The organism is Clostridium sp. DL1XJH146 (genome assembly GCF_054819755.1).
Window position 1 is genome coordinate 1 of the sequence record NZ_JBTVVN010000048.1, and the last position, 22,425, is coordinate 22,425.

General features: G+C 30.3%; 15 protein-coding genes and 1 pseudogene. 7 read left to right on the plus strand and 9 right to left on the minus strand.

Annotated features, from left to right (window positions below):
• Nucleotides 1-129 precede the first annotated feature (129 nt).
• From ACVHXK_RS16275 to ACVHXK_RS16295, 5 genes are all read right to left on the minus strand, one after another.
• Nucleotides 130-1,122 (minus strand): electron transfer flavoprotein subunit alpha/FixB family protein, encoded by a 993-nt coding sequence (locus ACVHXK_RS16275; protein WP_461207462.1) that lies wholly within the window; start codon nucleotides 1,120-1,122, stop codon nucleotides 130-132.
• Complete coding sequence (locus ACVHXK_RS16280) at nucleotides 1,119-1,946, minus strand: electron transfer flavoprotein subunit beta/FixA family protein (RefSeq protein WP_461207463.1); 828 nt, start codon at nucleotides 1,944-1,946, stop codon at nucleotides 1,119-1,121. Before ACVHXK_RS16280 ends, ACVHXK_RS16275 begins: the two co-directional genes overlap by 4 nt.
• A 15-nt stretch (nucleotides 1,947-1,961) precedes the next feature.
• Nucleotides 1,962-3,404 carry an FAD-binding oxidoreductase gene (locus ACVHXK_RS16285; RefSeq protein ID WP_461207464.1) on the minus strand — a complete coding sequence of 481 codons (1,443 nt, stop codon included), beginning with the start codon at nucleotides 3,402-3,404 and terminating at the stop codon, nucleotides 1,962-1,964.
• A gap of 240 nt (nucleotides 3,405-3,644) precedes the next feature.
• A complete protein-coding gene (locus ACVHXK_RS16290) occupies nucleotides 3,645-5,078 on the minus strand; it encodes an FGGY-family carbohydrate kinase (RefSeq protein ID WP_461207465.1) in 1,434 nt (477 codons plus the stop codon).
• Nucleotides 5,079-5,453: 375 nt separating this feature from the next.
• A complete protein-coding gene (locus ACVHXK_RS16295; protein ID WP_461207466.1) occupies nucleotides 5,454-6,230 on the minus strand; it encodes an SDR family oxidoreductase in 777 nt (258 codons plus the stop codon).
• 431 nt (nucleotides 6,231-6,661) lie between these two features.
• On the opposite strand from ACVHXK_RS16295, the gene ACVHXK_RS16300 reads away from it, so the two are divergent.
• The 4 genes from ACVHXK_RS16300 (at nucleotide 6,662) to ACVHXK_RS16315 (ending at nucleotide 13,321) form a co-directional block, all read left to right on the plus strand.
• On the plus strand, nucleotides 6,662-7,228 hold the full coding sequence (locus ACVHXK_RS16300; protein ID WP_461207467.1) for a glycerol-3-phosphate responsive antiterminator: 567 nt from the start codon (nucleotides 6,662-6,664) through the stop codon (nucleotides 7,226-7,228).
• Between the two features lie 308 nt (nucleotides 7,229-7,536).
• Complete coding sequence (locus ACVHXK_RS16305) at nucleotides 7,537-8,721, plus strand: M20 metallopeptidase family protein (RefSeq protein WP_461207468.1); 1,185 nt, start codon at nucleotides 7,537-7,539, stop codon at nucleotides 8,719-8,721.
• Nucleotides 8,722-9,182: 461 nt separating this feature from the next.
• Entirely contained in the window at nucleotides 9,183-10,721 is a 1,539-nt protein-coding gene (locus ACVHXK_RS16310; protein WP_461207469.1) for an AbgT family transporter, read from the plus strand.
• Nucleotides 10,722-12,136: 1,415 nt separating this feature from the next.
• The gene (locus tag ACVHXK_RS16315; protein WP_461207470.1) at nucleotides 12,137-13,321 is read left to right on the plus strand and encodes a M20 metallopeptidase family protein; all 1,185 of its coding nucleotides are present in this window, start codon (nucleotides 12,137-12,139) and stop codon (nucleotides 13,319-13,321) included.
• 574 nt (nucleotides 13,322-13,895) lie between these two features.
• On the opposite strand, the gene ACVHXK_RS16320 is transcribed toward ACVHXK_RS16315, so the two are convergent.
• On the minus strand, nucleotides 13,896-15,605 hold the full coding sequence (locus ACVHXK_RS16320; RefSeq protein ID WP_461207471.1) for a hypothetical protein: 1,710 nt from the start codon (nucleotides 15,603-15,605) through the stop codon (nucleotides 13,896-13,898).
• A 268-nt stretch (nucleotides 15,606-15,873) separates the two neighbouring features.
• Between ACVHXK_RS16320 and ACVHXK_RS16325 the strand changes: the two genes are divergently transcribed.
• The gene (locus ACVHXK_RS16325) at nucleotides 15,874-16,842 is read left to right on the plus strand and encodes a DMT family transporter (RefSeq protein ID WP_461207472.1); all 969 of its coding nucleotides are present in this window, start codon (nucleotides 15,874-15,876) and stop codon (nucleotides 16,840-16,842) included.
• Between the two features lie 187 nt (nucleotides 16,843-17,029).
• Here the strand turns inward: ACVHXK_RS16325 and ACVHXK_RS16330 are convergent, their stop codons facing one another.
• The 3 genes and pseudogenes from ACVHXK_RS16330 to ACVHXK_RS16340 all read right to left on the minus strand — a co-directional run bounded on the left by ACVHXK_RS16330 (nucleotide 17,030) and on the right by ACVHXK_RS16340 (nucleotide 19,855).
• Nucleotides 17,030-18,601 carry a putative ABC exporter domain-containing protein gene (locus ACVHXK_RS16330; RefSeq protein WP_461207473.1) on the minus strand — a complete coding sequence of 524 codons (1,572 nt, stop codon included), beginning with the start codon at nucleotides 18,599-18,601 and terminating at the stop codon, nucleotides 17,030-17,032.
• Between the two features lie 49 nt (nucleotides 18,602-18,650).
• Nucleotides 18,651-18,866: pseudogene (locus ACVHXK_RS16335) on the minus strand (four helix bundle protein); the annotation flags it as partial.
• A gap of 284 nt (nucleotides 18,867-19,150) precedes the next feature.
• The gene (locus ACVHXK_RS16340; RefSeq protein ID WP_461207474.1) at nucleotides 19,151-19,855 is read right to left on the minus strand and encodes an ABC transporter ATP-binding protein; all 705 of its coding nucleotides are present in this window, start codon (nucleotides 19,853-19,855) and stop codon (nucleotides 19,151-19,153) included.
• A 218-nt stretch (nucleotides 19,856-20,073) separates the two neighbouring features.
• On the opposite strand from ACVHXK_RS16340, the gene ACVHXK_RS16345 reads away from it, so the two are divergent.
• Nucleotides 20,074-20,517, plus strand: coding sequence for a hypothetical protein (locus ACVHXK_RS16345; protein ID WP_461207475.1), 444 nt, complete (start codon nucleotides 20,074-20,076; stop codon nucleotides 20,515-20,517).
• Between the two features lie 182 nt (nucleotides 20,518-20,699).
• A complete protein-coding gene (locus ACVHXK_RS16350) occupies nucleotides 20,700-22,157 on the plus strand; it encodes a peptidoglycan-binding protein (RefSeq protein WP_461207476.1) in 1,458 nt (485 codons plus the stop codon).
• Nucleotides 22,158-22,425: the final 268 nt, after the last annotated feature.

Genomic DNA, 22,425 nt, shown 5'->3' on the forward strand with positions numbered 1-22,425 from the left:
CTTCTTGGCAATTACCTCGACTGAACTTTCATCAGTTAGTATGGTCCAGCTTAGCTGGACGCACTGCATTGTGCATTTGTTTTTACGCATTGTGCATTGTGCATTGTGTATTGTGCATTTGCTTTTCAATCATCGTGCATTGTGCATTTTAACTATCTCTTCCACTACTTCTCTATATTCTCCAATAACAGCAACATCTGCGCCTTTAAGTATAGGTGCCCTATCATCTTTATTAATTGCAACAATCCATTTGCTTTTTTCAATGCCTATCTGGAATGCTGCTGCACCAGATACACCTATTACAATGAGTATTTCCGGAGAAATAATACTTCCTGATGCACCAATTAGTTTATTCATATCAGTCCATGCACTCATAACAACCGGACGACTAGCACCAACTTCTCCACCGATCATTTCGGCTAATTCTTCTATTTGTTTTATATTTTCTTTATTGCCAATACCTCTTCCTACTGCAATGACTATATCTGAAGAAGTTAATCCCTCTTCTTTCTCATTCAATTTTACTTTGCAAGCTTTTATCCAAGGATAAGAAATATTCGCATTATAATCTAATTCAATAAATCTAGGCAATTTATCTAACACTTCAATTTTATCTTTAAATCCTTTTGCAATTGATATACAATAAGGTCTTTTTTTCATTAATAATTTTGCTGTAAGATTATTAGAATAAACTAGCTTTTCAACTAAAACCCTATCCTCTTCTATATTTAAGTTTTTCACTCCTATACAAGAAGATCCTTGTAATCTATAAGATAGCCTCACAGACATTTCACAACCAAATTGACCACTTCCGAATATTAATAAATCAGGTTTATTCATTTCATAAGTTTTTTCTATACTATCCAAATAGGCTTCTGCTAAATAACTTTTTTGAGTTCTTATGAATTTCACACTATTTATTCTATCTATTAATTTAATTCCTTCTTCGATGCTTTTATTTTTCTTTTGATTATCTTCTTTAATACTAATTTCTCTATCTACTAAAATCCAAGCTTCGATTTCATCTTTCTTGTCTAGAAATCTATATATAAAACTATTCAATTCTTCTATCTGTTTATTTAATAAGGTGGAACATCCATTTAATACTATCGCTATCCTCATGGTGTCAACCTCTCTTTCAAATGCTTTTCATAGAGTTTTTTTGCTTTTTCTTTTAGGTTTTCACCTTCTATGATTTCACAAATTCTTTCTTCTTTATCGTAATAAAGTTCTACGAGCTCTATATCGTTTTCCTCTTCTTCTTTAACTTTATCTATTCCTAAATTAGCTAAATCTATTATTTTTATTTCCTTTTTCTTAGCTGCCATTTTATCTTTTAATGTTGGAACCCTAATATAAGCATTCTGAACATTTCCAACTGATAAAATCACCGGTGTACTCACAACTTGAATTATTTCAGAATCATCTGTAGATGAAGTTACTGTAAGACAATTTTCTTCCTCAGCTGGTGATATAGCTGTTACTCCTGATATACAAGGTATACCAAGGATTTCTGCTAGTATAAAGGGAGTTTTCCCATTATCTCCTACACCACTTTGATTTCCAAGGACAATTACTCTATTGTTATCTTCAATATCCCTTTTGCTATCAATGTATTTTGCAATCATCTTTGCTACAAAAGAAGAATTAAATCTTATATCTTCTTTTAAATCAACTCTAACTGCTTCGTCATATTTCAAAGAATATAAGTTCTTTAAAAATCTATCAACATTGCTATTTCCTATTGTAAAAGCTGTAGTATTTAATTTTTCATCCTGTACCTTATCTCTTAGCTTAAGAACCAATTCTAATGCAGCTTCATCATAAAGATTGAACATTGGTTTTACAAAGCTAGTATCTACCTCACAGTGACTAGAAACAATCCAGTCACTTTGAGATAGCATATCTAAGTCAGGCACTACTTTAAAACAAACTAATATATCCATAGTGCTCAAACACTCCTATTTGTCTAGTGGTAATATAGTTCCTGCATTCATAATTCCATTTGGATCAAAAGATTTCTTTAATGTTTCAAGAAGCCAGTAAGCTGAACCATGCTCGTCTTTTATAAAGTGGGTTCTGTGTTTTCCTACACCATGATGATGCACTACTGAACCACCATATCTTAATGTTTCTTCACAAATAATATCTTGAATTGCGTCGTGATACTTTGTCATTTCTTCTACTGGACTGCAATCAACAAGATTATAGTAATATACAAAGTATAAGTTTGTACCATTCATATAACTATGAGATGAGTGTCCACCTACTAATGTAAGGTCTGGAACTTCATTTCTTATTCTTTCAACAGCTGATTTGTATATGTCATGTATGTTACTCCAAGTACCTGAAACTTCTGTTGTGAATCCCATATTATTAGTTTCAATGATTTCTACTCTTTCTTCTGCAACTTTAGCTGGGTCCCAGTTTAAGTTTTCAAACCATACTTGAATTAATTTATCATCAACTCTTACACATTCATCATGTTTTTCAATGATCTTTTGTATAGCGTCTCCTGTTACTTGTGATATTTCTTTTGGTCCTTCTGTAGTGAATATTAATACACACTTACTATCTGCCCAGTGGAAATGGTAATCTGCATCATCAGGGTCATACAAACGAGCAACTGACGGTCTGTATCCTTCTACCATTACTTCTCTTAAAACTTCAAAACCAGTTTCCATATTGTCTAATGTATATCCATAATAGTGATTATTGTCTGGATAGTATTTAAACATTTTAATTGTAACTTCTGTTATGAAACAAAGAGCTCCTTCATTTCCAATAATTATATGTCTAATGTCAGGACCTGCTGCACGTCTTGAAACATTTTTAATTCTTGTAATTTCACCATTTGGGAATACTGCCTCTAACCCAATTACCATATCTTCAATTGCACCATAGAAAGTAGAAAATTGACCAATACTTCTTGTAGCAACTAGTCCACCATATTGGGCAAGTGGTTTTGATTGTGGAGAATGGCCTGTTGTAAGTCCCATTTCACGTAATTTGTCTTCAATTTCTTGTAGTGGAACACCACACTGAACTGTTACTTGCATGTTTTTCTCATCAATTTTTATTACTTCATTCATTTCAGAACCATCAATAACAACTGAATTTTCAACTGCTGTTTCAAGTCCGCCTTCTGTAGCAGATGCACCAGTTCTAGGTACAGCATTTATTTTGTTTTTATTCATATATTTTAAAAGGCTTGCTACTTCTTTAGTACTATGTACTTTTACAACAGCAGCTGGTATTGGCATTTCATAAATTTCATGTATATCTTGAAGTTTTCTAAAACGGTCATGACTACTTCTTTTTAATACTTCTTCATCAGTAATAACTCTCTCTACTGGTAATATTCCTTTTAAATCTTCTACAATCTGCTCTCTACTTAAACTCATAATTTAACCCCTCACTTTTATTTATTAATCATTAACTAACAAAACTAGCCGGCTATTATCTTTTGATTCTAAATTAATCATTAATTATTGTTTGTTATTTTTTTACACAAAAAAACAGAGAAAAGTAACCTTCCAATTGGAAGTTACTTTTCTCTGCGCTCTAGTAACTAACTTAAATATACAATATTTATTATAACTTGTCAATGTTTATTTTTCTAAAAATTCAAATAATTTTAAAAATTACTTAAAAATAGGATACGATTTTTTCAATATTTCATCAGTATGAACAGTAATATTTTTGTATACTTCATTATTCATTCTATTGTATAAGTCTGTATTATCTAAATTTGGCTGGAAAGTATCTCTTATTTTAACCATTTTTTCTATAGCCTCTTCATAATCTTTGTACACTCCTGTAGCAACAGCAACACAAATTGCTGATCCTAAACTTGCTGAACCATTTACAACATTTCTTGAAGCAGGAAGTCCAAATATATCAGAGAAAATTTGCATAAACAAATCACTATTAGAGCCACCACCAGATACAACTATATTTTCAAGTTTAATGCCAAGTTCCTCGCACATTCCATCAATATGATTTTTCATAGTTAAGGCAATTCCTTCTAATATAGAACGATACATATGTCCTCTTTTGTGACGGCCATCAAAGCCTATCATTAATCCTTTTTTATATGGTTCACTTGGTGACGCAAGCCAATCTAATATTGTCATAAGTCCATCACTACCAGCTGGAACGTCAGAAGCTTCCCTATTTAACAATTCTTCAGGTGCAATACCTTGTTCTTTTGCTTTATCAACAACATCCTCACCTAAAATATCTTTAAACCAACTAACTGTCCACATACCTCTTCTAATACCAAAGCTTTCATACAGATAGTTATTTGGAGTTGATGCAAAGTTAGTCCAGAAATTGCTTGTATTCTTTGGATTATCATGGCCATGTATCATAGACGCTATATATGTACCCAAAGATATAAGAGCAGTTTTTTCTGATAAAGTACCTGCGCCTAATGCTTCAACAGCTTTATCATTAGAGGTTGCAACTACTGGAATTCCAGCAGGTATACCTGTAGCTTTAGCTACTTTTTCTGTTACAGTACCTAGAATTGATCCTGGCATTTGTAAATTGAATAGCATTTCTCTTGGGATATTATAACAATTGAACTTTTCTTCATCTTCAATCCACTGCCAAGTATCTGTATCCATAGGCCAAACACCTTGATAATTTGCTGCTGTATCATTAAAATTCCCAGTAAATCTATGAGTGATATATCCTGATGTAGTAGTAACATAAGCTACTTCAGGATTTGTTTGTTCGTGAGGTCTTGATACTCTTGCATCCATCCAACTCATAGCAGGTTGAGCTAGTGTACCGTCTGCTTTTAATAAACATCTACAAAAACGAATAGTACATAATCCTAACCCAGCTATATCTTCAACATTTCCTTTGAAATTCTCCATCGCTCTTTTACTTGCAACAATAATAGAATCCCACAAATCATCATCAGGATGTTCTACTACAGTTGGCTCAGCTAAATGCATAGGTTTTAAAGCTTGTTTTCCTTCGCAAACAATATTACCTTCAAGATCAAAAATTACAACCTTAGAACTTTGAGAACCCCCATCAACACCAATAATATATTTTTTAGTCATCTTCTCAACAACCCTTCTTTTTAAAAGATAATTTGCAATTTGCAATGTGCAATTTGCAATTAAAACCTTAGACCTTAGATCTTAAACCTTAAACCTTAGATAATTTGCAATTTGCAATGTGCAATTTGCAATTAAAACCTTAGACCTTAAACCTTAGATCTTAAACAATTTGCAATTGTGGATGTTTCTGTCTCTGTGGTGGATAATCTTTAATTATTTAATTAATTCAAAGATTTTGCGTAGCAAAATCATCCGCAATTGTGCATTGTGCATTGTGCACTGTGCATTTTCTTTATCCTGTGCATTGTGCATTGTGCATTTTCTTTATCCTGTGCATTGTGCATTGTGCATTGTACATTGTGCATTGCCCTGAAACTATCTTACCAAGTATCCACCATCAACTGCTAATATATGTCCGTTTACATAGTCAGATGCTCTACTAGCTAAGAATACTGTAGTTCCCATTAAATCCATAGTTTCTCCCCATCTATCTGCTGCAATATGGTCAAGTACTCTTTGGTTAGTTTCTGGATTACTTCTTGTTTTTAAAGTTATATCTGTTGCATAATATCCTGGTGCTATACCATTTACTTGAATATTGTATTGTCCAAGTTCATCGCAATATGCTTTTGTGAATCCTGCTAATCCGTGTTTAGTTGCAGCATAAGCCGGAGACCATTGTCCTCCTAAGAAAGAAAATAATGAACATATATTTATTATTTTACCGCTTTTTTGTGGAATCATAAATTTAGCTGCTTCATGGCTTAACTCAAATGCTGCTGTTAAGTTAACACTTATCATTGGATCCCACTCATCTCTTCCAAAATCAAGTACTTCAGCTATTTTACAAATACCAGCACAGTTAACTAAAATATCAATTGAACCAAAAGTTTCAACACAACTTTCTATTATTTTTTTTGGCATTCCTTTTTCTGTTATATCAGCTTTCATAAATTCCATTTTAACGCCTTCAGCTTCAATTAACTCTTTTGTTGTTCCGTCATCTTCCATAATGCTTGGAATGAATAAATTAGCTCCACCTTTTGCTAAGGCTAATGCAAATGCTTGACCTAAACCAGAATTACCTCCAGTTACGATTGCATTTTTACCTTTCAAAGAAAAGAAATCCATTTTAAAATCTGTTATATTCATTACAATTCCCCCTATTTATTTACTTCTTTATACATTTATTATATAAAGAGTTTTTTTTGTAATAAGTTACCGTAAATGAGCGTAAAAAAAAGGAAAGTATACTCCCGTCAGGAGTTACTTTCCTCTATACTCTAGTAACTAAGTTAAGTATATAATCGTTTTCATTGCTTGTCAATAGTTTTTTTAATTTTTAATTACTTTTTTTATTGATGCTGTTTTAACGAATTGATGATTTATAATGAATGTATAAAATCAACCTTACTTTCTGAACTTAATAATATGTATTAGAAAAATACTACTATATTTCAATTTTATGCAATAGTTTAAAAGGGTACTATTAATTAAATAGATTCTTATGTATAATTAAGCTACATAAATTAAACTTAATATTATAGTATCCTAAAAATAATAATAAAAAGGATGATGATTATATGAAAAAAAAATTTTTGGAGTCACTTGAAGAAAACCCTATTGTCGCATGTATTAAAGACGATGAAGGTTTAAAAAAAGTAATTGAATCTGATTGTAATGTTGTCTTTATTCTTTATGGAACTATAGTTAATATAGGTGATATAGTGAAAAAAGTTAAGGCTTGTAATAAATTTGCCTTTATCCATGTTGATTTACTTGAAGGCAGTTCTAATAAAGATGTCGTTATAGATTTTGTTAAAAAACATACCAATGCAGATGGAATAATTAGCACAAAAGCAAATATGATACGGTCTGCAAAAGCACACAATATCTTTGCAATTCATAGATTTTTCTTAGTTGATTCCATGTCTTTTCATAACTTAGATAAATTAATATCTCAATCAAAACCTGATTGTATTGAAATACTACCAGGTTGTATGCCTAAAGTAATTGGTTGGGTTATGGATAAAATTAGCATACCTGTAATTGCAGGTGGCTTAGTATGCGAAAAAGAAGATGCAATTGCCGCTTTAAATGCAGGTGCAACTGCAATTTCAACTACTAACTCTGATGTTTGGGGAATGTAGTTTTAATTTAATGCACAGCACATAAGTTTTTTTACATTTTTCTCTAAATTTATTCTCATTTTCTATTTTTATTTATTTTTATTAAATATTTTATACTTTTATTAAATAATTAACATGTCTTTAAAACTTTCATTAACAATATGTTAATTTTTTAGTCAATTACTATTGACATCCATTTATTATCTTTCTATAATTCTAAGTGTAATTATGCATTTCTACTATATTTTTGCATATTTAAATGATAGTCAATACATAAAAATTATTATATTCAATATAATTGAAGTAAAATAAAAAGGAGTCTTTCAAAAATGTATAAAGATTTAATTATGGAAAAAGCAACCGAGATAAAAGATGAACTAATATCTATTAGAAGAGATATTCACGCTCATCCAGAAGTAGGCCTACAAGAAATAAGAACTACTGGCATACTAGCTGAAAAATTAGAAAAATTAGGTCTCGATGTAAGAACTAATGTAGGAGTCACTGGAATAGTAGCAACACTAAAAGGTGATTATCCTGGCAAAACAATATTGATGAGAGCTGATATGGACTGCTTAGAAATGACGGAATTAAATGATGTTGAATACAAATCACAAAATCCAGGCAAAATGCATGCTTGTGGACACGATGCTCACACTACTTGGCTTTTAGGTTCAGCTATGATTTTGTCTCAAATGAAAGACAAGCTCCACGGAAACGTTAAATTCTGTTTCCAACCAGCAGAAGAAACTGCCGGTGGCGCTGATAGAATGATAAAAGATGGAGCTTTAGAAAATCCAAAAGTAGATGCAGCAATAGGCGCTCATGTTTGGCCTACAATTGCCGCTGGTAAAATAGGAGTTAAATCCGGTTCATTGATGGCAGCCCCTGATATGTTCACATTAAAAATATTAGGAAAAGGCGGACATGCAGCCATACCAAATATTTCTATAGATCCTATAGCTATTGCCTCTGAAATATATACTGCTTTCCAAACTATAATAAGTAGAAAATCTGATCCACTAGAACCAGTAGTTTTATCTGTAACTATGTTCAACGCTGGAACAGCTCACAATATAATTCCAGATGAAGCACAACTTTCTGGCTCAGTAAGAACTTTAACAAACGAAATGAGAGAATGGGTTCCTAAAAAAATGGAACAAATAGTAAAAGGTATAACAGAAGCTCACGGTGCTACCTATGAATTCAATTATACTCCATACTATCCACCAGTTATAAATGATGTAGAAATGACTAATTTAGTAAGGGAATCCAGTATAGAACTTCTTGGAGAAGATAACGTAGTTGAAATTCCAAAACCTACAATGGGTGGAGAAGATTTCTCTTACTTTGCGCAAAAAGTACCTGCTACTTTCTTCCAAGTAGGAACTTATAATGAAGAAAAAAATGCAATTTATTCACTTCATAACCCTCACTTTAATATTGATGAGGATATTCTATACAAAGCATCTGCTGTAATGAGCATAGCTGCAGTGAACTACCTTTCTAAATAAAACACAGAGTACTTTTTAAAACATTAGAGTGCAATGTACAGAGTGCAGAGTGAAGTTAAAAGATTTAAGAGATTAAGAGCTTTGAGATTAAAACCTTAATGAACAAGACCGTAAATAATAAGAAATTGCATCTTATCAATTTCTCATAAAAACAAAAATCGTCTATGCCAAATTAAGGTTTTAATTTTTCTGACCTTTAGCACTTTATTGCTTTAATGCTTTAATGCTTTAATTCTTTAACGCTTTAACATTTAAATGATCTAGTACTTTGACTACTTACCATTTCATCATTTTGAGATTTTTAGATCTTAATGTTTTTGATTTTAGGTTTAAAGGTTTTCACTGCACATTGCACTTTCCAAACTTCACACAATGTTTTTTAAAAAGGGTTATCTAGTATTCAAGTAGATCTGATAATAAAATTAGGCTGCTTAATATATAATAAAAAAAGGGGATTTTTTATGAAAGCATCAAATTCAACAGAAGTAAAAAAGAAAACAGGCTTTGACAAGTTTTTAGACGGCCTTGAAAGAGCTGGAAACAAATTACCTGAACCACTTACTTTATTCGTTTGGCTTACAGCAATTGTACTTGTAGTTTCTCTTATTTGTTCATTAGCTGGCGTGTCGGCTGTTCACCCATTAACTGGTGAAACTATTACATCTGTAAATTTATTATCTAAATCTGGTATACAACAAATGCTTATGAATGCCGTTAGTAACTTTTCTAGCTTCGCACCTTTAGCTCTTGTTTTAGTAAGTATACTTGGTGTTGGTCTTGCTGAAAAAACTGGATTTTTCTCTGCCCTGCTTAGAAAAACTCTTGGAGATGTAAGAGGCCCATTTGTAGTAGTAATCGTTATTTTCGTATCAATTATGGCAAATGCAGCTGGAGATACTGGATTTATAGTAATGCCTCCACTTGCTGCAATGCTATTCTCAGCTGTAGGAATGAATCCTATCGTTGGTATGATGGTTTCATATGCCGCAGTTGCTGGTGGATTTAGTGCAAACTTAGCTGTAAACTCTTTAGATGTTTTAGTAGTTAGTTTCACTCAATCAGCTGCACAAATCTTAGATCCAAATTTCCAAATCACTCCCGCTTGTAACTGGTACTTCCTTATCGTATCTACATTCACAATAACCGCTGCAGCAACTTGGGTAACTTATAAAGTAGTTATTCCAAGAATGGGTAGTGGCGATGATATTGCTGTAGATGATATTGAAGAAGTAACTGCTAAGCAAACTAAAGCTTTAAAATATGCTGGTCTATCTGTTTTAATTTTCATAATTGTATTACTTGCACTTGCTATTCCTCAAGGTGGATTACTAAGAGAACCAGAAACTGGCTCTTTAATAGCTTTCTCTTCTCCACTTATGAAAGGTTTAGTTCCAATAATCACTTTAATGTTCTTTATCCCTGGTTATGTTTATGGTAAAGTATCAGGAAGCATAAAGAGTGACAAAGATACTGTTGGTTACTTAGGTCAAGCTATGTCAGAAATGGGTCCATACATTGTCCTTTCTTTTGTAATAGCTCAGTTTATAAGTTACTTTAGTTGGTCAAATTTAGGTATTATACTTGCAATAAAAGGTGCTAATTTCTTGCAAAACTTAGGCGCACCAGCTCCAGTATTACTTATTTGTTTCATTATAATAGGAGCTTTACTTAACTTATTAGTAGGAAGTTGCTCAGCTAAATGGGCTATACTAGGACCAATATTTGTTCCTATGTTTATGCTACTAGGCTTCCACCCTGCTTTAACTCAAATGGCTTATAGAATTGGTGATTCAGTTACAAATGTAATCACTCCTCTATTACCATACTTTGCAATATTAGTTGCTTTTGCGAAAAAATATGATAAAAACCTTGGAATGGGTACCCTAATAGCAAATATGTTACCATACACACTTGTATTCTTCGTTGTATGGACAATCCAATTATTACTTTGGTACTTCTTTAAATTGCCATTAGGACCTGGTTCTCCACTTATGATGTAGTTTTAAAAAGATGCCCTACGGCATCTTTTTTTTAATGCACAATGCACAATTTACAACGCACAATTAATGATGATTTTCTTCCCTATGGTCAGAAAACCTTTAATTTAATCAGCATATAATCAATCTACTACAAACCATAACCAAAATACTAAAAACATCAAATAGCCCATCTCAAAATGTTATTTTGAAACAGGCTACCGTTTTATTATTTTATTATTTTATTATTTTATTGTTTAAATCTTTAAATCTTTAAATCTTTAAATCTTTAAATCTTTACAAAATAAAAGATTTTTTTAGCTCCGCTAAAAAAATCATCCTTAATTGTGCATTGTGCATTGTGCATTGTGCATTGGAATTTTGCATTGTACATTTCATTAAAAAAGTACCTCGTTTATATAGTGCCAGTGTAGAAATCCGCTACACTTTTAATGTCAGGTATTTCATCATCTGATGAAATGGTTGCACTACATAAACAAAGTACCTATTTTTTTTAATATTAGATTTTAATCACTAATATTTTCTTGTCAATTAAATCAAAAACTAAAAACTAAAAACTAAAAACTATGTTTCTCTAGTTCCTTAGTTTTAAATATAAATTTTAATTACATTTAAAACTTAATTTAAGTTTACTACTTTTAAACGTAAAAATCAAGTATTTTATAAAAAAAAAATTAAATATTATAAATACTTCTTTACTCTTTCATATTTTATCATTCAATTATTAAATTGTTTTATTGTCTTATTGTCTAAATCTTTAAATCTTTACAAAATAAAAGATTTTTTTAGCCCCGCTAAAAAAATCATCCTTAATTGTGCATTGTACATTGTGCATTGTGCATTTCATTAAAAAAGTGCCTCGTTTATATAGTGCCAGTGTAGAAATCCGCTACACTTTTAATGTCAGGTATTTCATCATCTGATGAAATGGTTGCACTACATAAACAAAGCACCTAATTTTGAGTATTAGACTTTAATCGCTAATACCGAGAAATAATTAAATCAAAACTAAAAAGCTTAATTATGTGAGTATATGTTGAGTTTTTATAAGTTTTAAATCAAAATTAAATGTCATTTAAAACTTAATTTAAGTTTACTATATTTTAATTAAAAAATCAAGTATTTTATAATCTTTTTTTATTTTTTTCTAAAAATATTAAATAAAAATAATAAATTCTACACTAATCTTATCCCACCGTCTACCTTATAATCCTTTAGTCCTTTAATCTTTAAATTTCTTTGAACTAATCAAAGAGTTTCTGACCAAAAGGAAGAAACTCAACATCAATTGCAAATTGCAAATTGCACATTGCACATTGCACATTGCTAATCATGCTCTTTTTTGCTTATATAATGTGAATAGTAGAGTTTGAAGTGATATAATATCCTTAATAGAACTATACTCAGGAGGTCAAATTATGTACAAAGATATAATTATGAAAAAAGCGTTAGCAATAAATGAGAAACTAGTAGAAATAAGAAGAGATATTCACGCACATCCTGAAGTTGGATTGCAAGAAATAAGAACTTCTTCTTTGGTTGAAAAAGAGCTAAGAAAATTAGGATTAGAAGTTACCACTAATGTAGGTGTGACAGGAGTAATTGGGGTTTTAAGAGGATCTCACCCTGGGAAGACTTTACTTATAAGAGCAGATATGGACTGCTTAGAAATGATGGAGTTAAACGATGTAGCGTACAAATCAAAATATCCAGGAAAAATGCATGCCTGTGGCCATGATGCTCATACCACTTGGCTTTTAGGAACTGCTATGATTTTAGCTGAAATGAAAGAATATATTCACGGCAATATCAAATTTTGTTTTCAACCTGCCGAAGAAGTAGAAGGTGGAGCAGAAAGGATGATAAATGCTGGTATTTTAGATAACCCTAAGGTAGATGCAGCTATAGGTGCCCACGTTTGGAGCAAAATTGAAGCTGGAAAGATAGGTGTTAAATCCGGCGCTCTTATGGCTTCTCCCGATATGTTCCATATCACCATATCAGGTAAAGGAGGCCATGCTGCTCATCCTGACCTTACTATAGATCCTATTGCTATAGCCAATGAAGTGTTTTCAGCTTTGCAAACTATAGTAAGTAGAAATGTAGACCCACTAGAACCTGCTGTTCTATCAATAACACAGTTCAACGCAGGCTCAGCACACAATATAATCCCTGAGAAAGTAGAATTAGCTGGTACTGTAAGAACTTTTTCACCTGACTTAAGAAAGTGGATGCCAAAACAAATGGAAAACATAATAAAAGGCATTGTAGAAGCTCATGACGGAAAATATAATTTTGATTATAGTTTTGAGTATCCATCCCTTATAAATGACGCTAAAATAACTGAGCTAATAAAAAAATCAGCAAGTAAAATAATCGGAGAAGAAAATATAATTGATATACAAAACCCATCAATGGGTGGAGAGGATTTTGCATACTTCGCCCAAAAGGTCCCAAGTTCCTTCTTCTTAGTAGGAAACTATAATAAAGAAAAAAACATCACAGCTACTCAACACAATCCTCATTTTAACGTTGATGAAGATATTCTTCATAATGCCTCTGCTGTAATGTCAAATATAGCACTAGATTATCTTTCAGAGTAACTTAAGATCGATACTTTAAGAGCAATGCACAATTTACAATGCACAATGCACAATGCACAATTATTGATGATTTTCTTCGTTCCTCTGAAAATCTTTAATTAATTTTAAAAACATGAAACAATTTCTTAAAAATAACGACTACTAATAACTACTTATTAGTAGTCGTTATTTTTTATTCGCGTATTTATTAGCGTATTTATTAGCTTATTTATTAGCTTATTTATTCGCTTATTGATTCATTAATTTATTCGTTGGTTTATTAATTTGTTTTAGTTTTTATTGTTCTTTTCTTTTATTATTATTGCTTTATTTGGGGTTTTAGCTTTGGTTTTAACTTTGGTTTTAGCTTTGGTTTTAGTCTTTGTTTTGATTTGGTTTTGATATGCTTTGGTTTGATATGCTTTGATTTGGTTTGGTTTTGATTTCATTAGATTTAGGTTTTATTCTTTTATAAAACAAAAGAAATTTTTTAGCTCCGCTAAAAAATTTCCTCCTCAATTGTGCATTGTGCATTGTGCATTGTGCATTCGAATTTATATTGTGTATTCGAATTTATATTATGCATTCGAATTTATTATTGTTTTTTATAAGTATCAACAAGCCACTCTCCATCAACTTTTTCCACATAATATATCCAATTGTATTCAACAATTTTTTCATTGTCTCCAGTTGTCTTTTTAATTTTTTCATATACATATGCTTCAGCGTTATTTCCATTTACTTTCACATCGTCAACTCGAATTTGTATAAATTCCTCTTCAATATTATCCGAATCAAAATTTTCTATAAAACTATGAACTTTTGAATCTTTAGTCAAGTATTTTTCTACTTCATTGACACTATCATTAGCGAAATTTTCCCATTCATAATCAAAGTTATGAATCAATTCATTTATCTTAAATTCATCATCACTTAATATATCTTCATCTGTTTCAGTATTATTACCTATTTCAGTATTATCTTCCGTATCTACACTGACAGGGTTTTCAACTTCTTCAGTATCAACATCATTTTCTACATCTTTGGCTTCATTCGATGTATTGCCATCTTCTAAAAAAACAGGTGCAAATATCTTTTGTCTATTATTATCACCCATAAAGTAAATACATTCTCCTGCTTTTGTTAATGCTAATTTGTAGCCATCTATTTGGTAAAGTGGCTCTAAGAATTTACTATAAACACTAATTTCATCCTGCAGAGCTACATAAATATCTTCATTTGTAACTTTCAATCCATTAATTATTTTATCATCAAAATTTAATATAGGACATTTATTTTCACCTTTATAATTAGCCTTCCAAACGGACCAATCCAAACTATTATTTTCCTCTACTACTTTTACAAAATATATCTCATCATAAGATATTTCTGATTCTATAACATCTTTCTCTATTAAAGTTTTATTCTCTCCTTCAACAAGATACAAATCACTATACATTCCATCATTTATCATAATGTACAAATGATTATTTTCTATCATAAAATCTTTAATATCTATACTAGTTAATTCCGTTTTAATATTACCTGTGGAATCCATCTTTTTTAATGTTGCTGTTGATGAAACTTCTATGAAATACACATAATCATTTTGTATATTAAAAACATTTCTAGGTACTTTATCACTGTCTATAGATGCTAAATCTATCCATTCACCCTGCTCTAAATCAAAATAACCAATCATAATATGACCTTCTGTCCTATATTTATAGAACAATTTATCGAATTTATTGCCAAGAAATTCATCTATACTAATATTAAGACTTCCAAACTGGAATACTATTTCTTCTTTTCCACTAATAATATTTTTCTTTTTCAAATTGTTAGCTTCAATATAATATAAATCATCACCTTCTAAGGTTACAAAATCAAAAGCAATCTCTAATGTTATCTCTGTTACTTTCTCTCCACTTTCTAGATTAACAATTACTATTTTATTATTCTCTTTTTTATATATGAGCCTATCCTCTATAACAATTAAATCCAATGCTTTCTCATTTAAAACTTGAGATATTTCTCCATTTTCTAGATTAATTTTTGAAATATCATCAGCATCACTTGAAAAATATATAAATCCTTCATTACTATTATAGTTTGAAATATTAGGTAAGTTTTCTGAATCTATAACAACGTAAAAACTATCATTTCCTTTAATTACTTCAAGGCTCTCTTCATTATCGGAATTACTATCGTCAAAACCATTCATTTGTTTTGCTTTATCGCCTTTTATTAATGAGCATCCACTTAATATTGAAACCATTAAAACCAAAACAATTATTTTTTTCATAGCTCTGCATTTCCTTTCATTATTACCAATATTTTTTTAAATTTATACTACTATAAAAAACCCACAAATATTTTCTACAAATTTCTACATTTATTTTCTTATACAATACTATTTTACTATTTACTTTAATAATTAACAACATCATTAATAGTAAATTCATACAAAACTACTCTTTTACGCTCTTTATAAATAATTTATAAAACACATATTTCTCTTCTTTTGGACAAGTTTTTATAATATAATATTCTTAACGAAAAGGGGGCTTTTTATGAAATCATCTATTAAAATTATTCTTGCAATGATTATTTGGGGTAGTTTAGGACTTTTTGTGAAAAATATTAATCTACCAGCTATGGAAATTGCTTTTTTCAGAGCACTAATAGCATCATTTTTTTATATAATTATTGGTTTGTTTTCTAGATTTACTCATTTAAAATCGAGAACAAACAGTTTCGATGTAATTTCCAATGGTACAGGCTTTTTAGATATAAAACTTCCAAACTCTCAAAATTTTGGATTTATAAACAAAGAGTCAAATAACAAAGATTTGCTATTGCTAATACTATCAGGTGTAGCCATGGGTTTTAATTGGGTTTTGCTATTCCAAGCTTATAAAATGACATCCATTGCAAATGCTACTCTATCTTATTATTTTGCTCCGGTACTTGTAATTTTAGTTGCTCCATTAATATTAAAAGAACCCTTTAATTTATTTAAATTGGTTAGTGTATTAATTTCAATGTATGGGCTTTTTATTATTATTACAGGTAACTTTGATATTAGAGAATTTAATGCAATAAATGATAAAGGCATTGTTTTCGGCTTGGCTGCTGCTGTTTTTTATTGCTCCGTTATAATTCTAAACAACTTAGTTAAAAGCTTTTCAAATATAACAAGAACTAAAATACAATTATTTTCTTCTTTAATTGTTCTTATTCCTTTTATAATTTATAGAAATAATCTGCACTCTATAGATACTACATCAGTAATTTATATCCTTATTATAGGAGTTGTACATACCGGTATTGCTTATTACTTATATTTTAGCGGCATTAAGGAAGCTTCAGCTGGAACAGCTGCTATATTAAGTTATATTGACCCTATTTCAGCTCTAATTCTTTCCTTTTTGATTTTAGGTGAATTACTTACTATCTATGAACTAGTTGGTGCTTTACTTATTTTAGGGGCTACTTTTGTGGTTCAAAACTTCTCTTTATCTACAGAAAATGGAATATAAAAACAACCATAAAAAAACCCAAGATAAAATCTTGGGTTTTTATGTTATTAGGTTAGAAGTTACAAATTAATTATAACCTGTAAGAACTTCTAGGCTATTTTTGCTAAAATTATTTTTCTCTACACTATATATTCTACCCATTTTTTCATTTTTTTCAATGGTTTTTTTTAATTATTTTAAAATTATTTTATTTCATTTCGTATTTCTCAAAAATAGATTTACTAGTTACCAATAATATGGCAGCTAAAATCACATTATAAACTATCATTCCACAAAATCCCAAGTATTTGCCAAAGAAGAAATCTTCAAATCTAATATTTAAGAAAATTTGTATAGCTATACTTGGGACTAATACAACTAACATTATAAGTATTCTAAAAATCGCCTGAAAGACTTTACTATGCACTCCTCCAAAAGTTTTTCTACACCATACATCTGTGTAGGTGAATACTGCCCCAAAACTAGTGAACACTATAATACAACATACTATTGTTAGTGGGTCTGATTTTGTTATTATTCCACCAATTACGAATAGAATAACTCCATCTACAAAATGTTTTATATTTTCAGCAAGAGTTGCATAAAATACTTTTGCTTCAGAAGATGCAGGTATCATATATATAAAGGGTTTTGATATTTCGTACATCCATTTACCTTGGAAGGAGAATATAAACAGCATATATATTGAAAAATACAACATAGGTTCTATTCCCATGCCTGCTTTATTCATAGAAAACCCAAAAATTAATCCTCCTAAAAGCACCCCTATAGTTGCTCCATCTAAAAAGAAAAATCCCGATTTTCTATACTCAAGCATATGTCTTTGGAAAATAGTTTTAGCACCTGTTGCAGTTATTTCTCCCTTTACTTTTCTAACTTTTCTATTTTTCATATACAACATTTGTTTTCCTTGTTTCTTAAGTTCATATACCTCTTCTAAGGTCTCAGTAGCTTTTAGAACGTCTTCATAGTAATCAGCATTTACAGTTAAAATAAGCATAATAGCTCCTACAATATAAAGAAACATTAATACTATTGAAACAATGGTCATCGTTGTTATTCCCGTTATCCCACCCATGATTATTTCCTTTGTCCACCCTAGTAATGGTATAAAGGCATAAACTTTAGATGCAAATACAGACTCAGCAGCACCTAAAATATCTTTATCTGGCATAAAAAAGAACATAAAAAATACAATTAAAATTATTATAAATCCTCTCATGCCTAATTCAAATCTTTTTTTAGCCTGTTTTGATTTAGATGTAAATGAGTACATTAACATACTAGTTATTGATAACGCAAATATTAATATAAATAGTCCGCCGAAGACTAAAATTAATCCTGAATTCTTAACACCAAAAGCACTTTTTAATGTTGATATTTGAAATACAAAAAAGAACATAATCAAAAAAGTCTTATATAGTTCTTTTATAAATCCATATACCAAAACTTTCTTCGTAGAAAACGGTGACACAAATACAAAGTTTACATCAGCTTGTCTAAAATATGAAGCACCATTCGTAAGACCAGCTTTAATAAATATGTAACTCATAAATAAAACTACTCCAGCTACAATAAGCTCAAATAATTCTACTGACGGCAATTGATTAGATTCACTAGGCATTACAAGTCCTATCACAATCATCCCAACAACAAAAACTGTAAGCAATATGTACCCAATAAGAGCAGCTGGCTTATTTTTTAAATCTTTTATATGATTGATAAAACTTCTTCTCATAATATAAAATAAAGGACCCATGTTTTCCCCCTTCTTTTTTTTAAAACAAATTTGCAATTTGCAATGTTCAATTTGCCTCTTTTAAAGCTATATACATTTTACTTAAAAAATCTTTTCTACTTTGACCTTTTAATGCTTCTTTTACATTTGCACCAATACTAGTACCTGATCTTAATAACTGTTTCTATAAAATATATTCTTTTTTCTCATAAGCGAGATATTTATACACTTCTATAATTTGTATAGCAAATTCTACCGACAAATCTTCCACTCTATTACACTTCATAAAAGCACTCCTTCTATGTCTAAATATTTATACACAGTTAGAATTCTATCCACATAATAGATAATTAATCAAATTGTTCATTACATTTTCCTTTAATCCTAATTTTCAATTCCCTCTAATTTGTCTAGAACTTATCTTTTGAACTTATCTTTTGAACTTATCTTTTGAACTTATCTTTTGAACTTATCTTTTGAACTTAATTGCAAATTGCAAATTGCAAATTGCAAATTATTAATAAAGATTGCAAATTATTAATAAAGATTGCAAATTATTAATAAAGATTGCTAATTATTAATGCTTTCCGTTACTTTAAAGAACATATCTTCTAAGTTTTCATCGCTTTCTTCAATTTCTTTTCTTGTTTTAGCTAGAACAATTTCTCCTTTATTCATTATTAATGTTCTATCCCATATTTCATCAATACTATCAATTATATGTGTGCTAATAAGCACTGTAGCCCCAGCTTCTTTTAATTCGATAAATACTTTTTTAAGTTCTTTTATAGCTTTTGGGTCAAGGCCAATCATTGGCTCGTCAAATAGTACAACCTTTGGATTTACAATCAATCCACAACAAATGCTTACTTTCTGCATCATTCCTTTAGATAACTCTTTTCCATACTTACCTCTTTTATCTTCTAAGTCAAATCTCTTTAATAACTCATCAGCTTTTTCTTTATATTCAGTTATTCCGTAAGCTTTTGCAATAAACTGAATATGTTCATCGATTGTAAGCATATCATATAAAGAAGGTGATTCTGGTATGTACGCAAATATTTTCTTTGCATCTTGTCCTTTGTTATCAAATCCGTTGACTTTTACTTCGCCATCGTATCTCAATAATCCTGTTATACATTTAATTGTAGTACTTTTACCAGCTCCATTTGGTCCAAGTAATACTGCTATTTCCCCATCTTCAACTGTAAAACTCAAACTATTTACAGCTAAAAAATCGTCGTATTTTTTTGATAAATCCTTAACACTTAACATAAAATCCTCCTCAAATTCTAGTAGTAGATTACAATATAAAATCATATTTTTTAAATAATTCCATAATAACATATTAGAGATAATTTTTATTCTATAGGTTAAAAATGGATTACAAAATAGTGTGTATGAATATTAATTGACTATTTTATGAATTTAATGTTAATGTAGTGTGATATAATAATGATAAAATAATAGACATTTTAAAAAGTGGTGAAATAATGACTAATAAGAATAGTTTTAAAAAAATACTAAAAGGGATTTCATTTCTAATTTTATATATTTCAGTAATTATATTAACTTTATTTGAATTTTTATGGTTTACATATGTACTAACCTATATGAAAATCCAACCAAAAAGTATAGATTTTGCTCTTTTCTATTTTTTCGTACCAATGCGTACTCTTATAACTGCAATTATTATATTAGTACCAGATTTCAAAGCAATCTATAATGCTCTTATTATTTGCTTTTTTATGATAATTGAAATAGTTTGGACAACTTTTCTATTCTTTGGAACAAATAATTATATGAAAAACTATTTTGGAAGTTCAATCTTTGCTGCAAGTGCCCTTGCCCTTATTTGTAATTTAGCTTTATTAATTGCATTAATTTTAAAATTCTATGAAATTTACAAAGACATAAAAAAAACAAACATACAATAACTGTCTCTATTTCAAAAAAGTATTGATGTAAATCAATACTTTTTTGGGCTCTAAAGTTTTTAAATCAAGGTATACTGCACTTTATTCACAGCTAGAAGATTTTGATTTTTGTGCTAATATAGTATATAATTTTATCATAATGTAATCAATATCAAATTTGGAGGTATTTTACTTTGAAAAAGATGATTTTTTTCATATTTGTTTTTTTTACTTTATCAATATTTATAAGTTGTCAAAAAACTAATTCACCACTCAATTCAGCAAACAACCCTACTGAAACTCTAGAAACCATTACTATTTCTTCTGAAAGTAACAATACAAAAAACACCATATCAAAAAATATTATAAATACCCAAAAATCAATTGAAGAATCTTCTCCTGAAGTTGATAAAGAAATAGTCCAAGAAAAAATATTACTAACCCTTAACTCAACCGGTAATGAAGTTCTATCATTACAAAAATCTTTATATAACATTGGTTTTGATCTAAATATTGATGGTATTTATGGTGGACAAACTACCTCAATTATCAAAGAATTACAAAAAAACAATTCTTTATTACAATCCGGGAATTACAATGAAGAAACAAAAGATATCTTAGACACAATAAAGTGCGTAAGAGATTATGAAGAGATTTTAAAAGAAAAAGAAGCTGAATTAGCTAAAACGGCAGCAGATGCAAAAGCTGAAGCTGATGCTCAAGCTAAAGCGGAAGCAGATGCAAAAGCCCAAGCTAATGCTCAAGTTAAAGCAGAAGCAGATTCAAAAGCCCAAGCTGATGCTCAAGTTAAAGCAGAGGCGGATGCAAAAGCCCAAGCTGATGCTCAAGTTAAAGCAGAGGCGGATGCAAAAGCCCAAGCTGATGCTCAAGCTAAAGCAGAGGCGGATGCAAAAGCCCAAGCTGATGCTCAAGCTAAAGCAGAGGCGGATGCAAAAACCCAAGCTGATGCTCAAGCTAAAGCAGAGGCGGATGCAAAAGCCCAAGCTGATGCTCAAGCTAAAGTGGAAGCAGCTGAAAATAACACCTTAGCAAGCATACCTGATATAAATACAAACCCTGGAAATTCTGAACAAGTTTTAGTTGTTCTTGCAGATAGCTACGGAACTCTACAATCAACATATACTGCTTATGAAAAAGTATCTGGAAATTGGAAAGTTGTTTATTCTGGAAAATCAGTTGTTGGTAAAAATGGTTTTAATGACAACAGAACACAAGGTGATAAAACTACCCCCACTGGTAAATATGGTTTCCCATTTATGTTCGGAACTGCTTCAAATCCTGGTGTTAAGTTTACATATAAAGTAGCAACTACTGGTGATTACTGGGCTTCTAATACTATATTAGAAGAATACAATATTTGGTTACACTATGATGGAGATGATCCTGTTGAAAGAATGTACGATTTTGAATCTTTATGGAAACAACCTCTCTATAAATACGCTGCAGTCATAGACTTTAATTACTATGGTAATAAACAGCTTGGAAAAGGAAGCGGTATTTTTCTCCATCTATGGAGGCAAGGTACAAGTGGCACTGCTGGTTGTGTAGCAATGAGTGAAACAGACCTTTTACAAGTAATGAAATGGATGGATCCAGCTAAAAACCCTTGCATAATTATGGGTGTTAAAGGGCATATTTAAGTTCAATGCACAATGCACAATTTACAATGCACAATTGTGGATGATTCTCCTCGTTCCTCGAAGAATCTTTAATTTATTTAAAGATAAAAATTTTAAAAACAGTAGACAGATTTGTAGGGGCAGTAGATATATTTATGTAAAAACAAAGCTATCTAATGTCCCTACTGTACAAACAAATCATCAAATAATTACTTCTTTAATCTTTTAATCTTTTAATCTTTTAATCTTTTAATCTCTTAATCTCTTAATCTCTTAATCTCTTAATCTC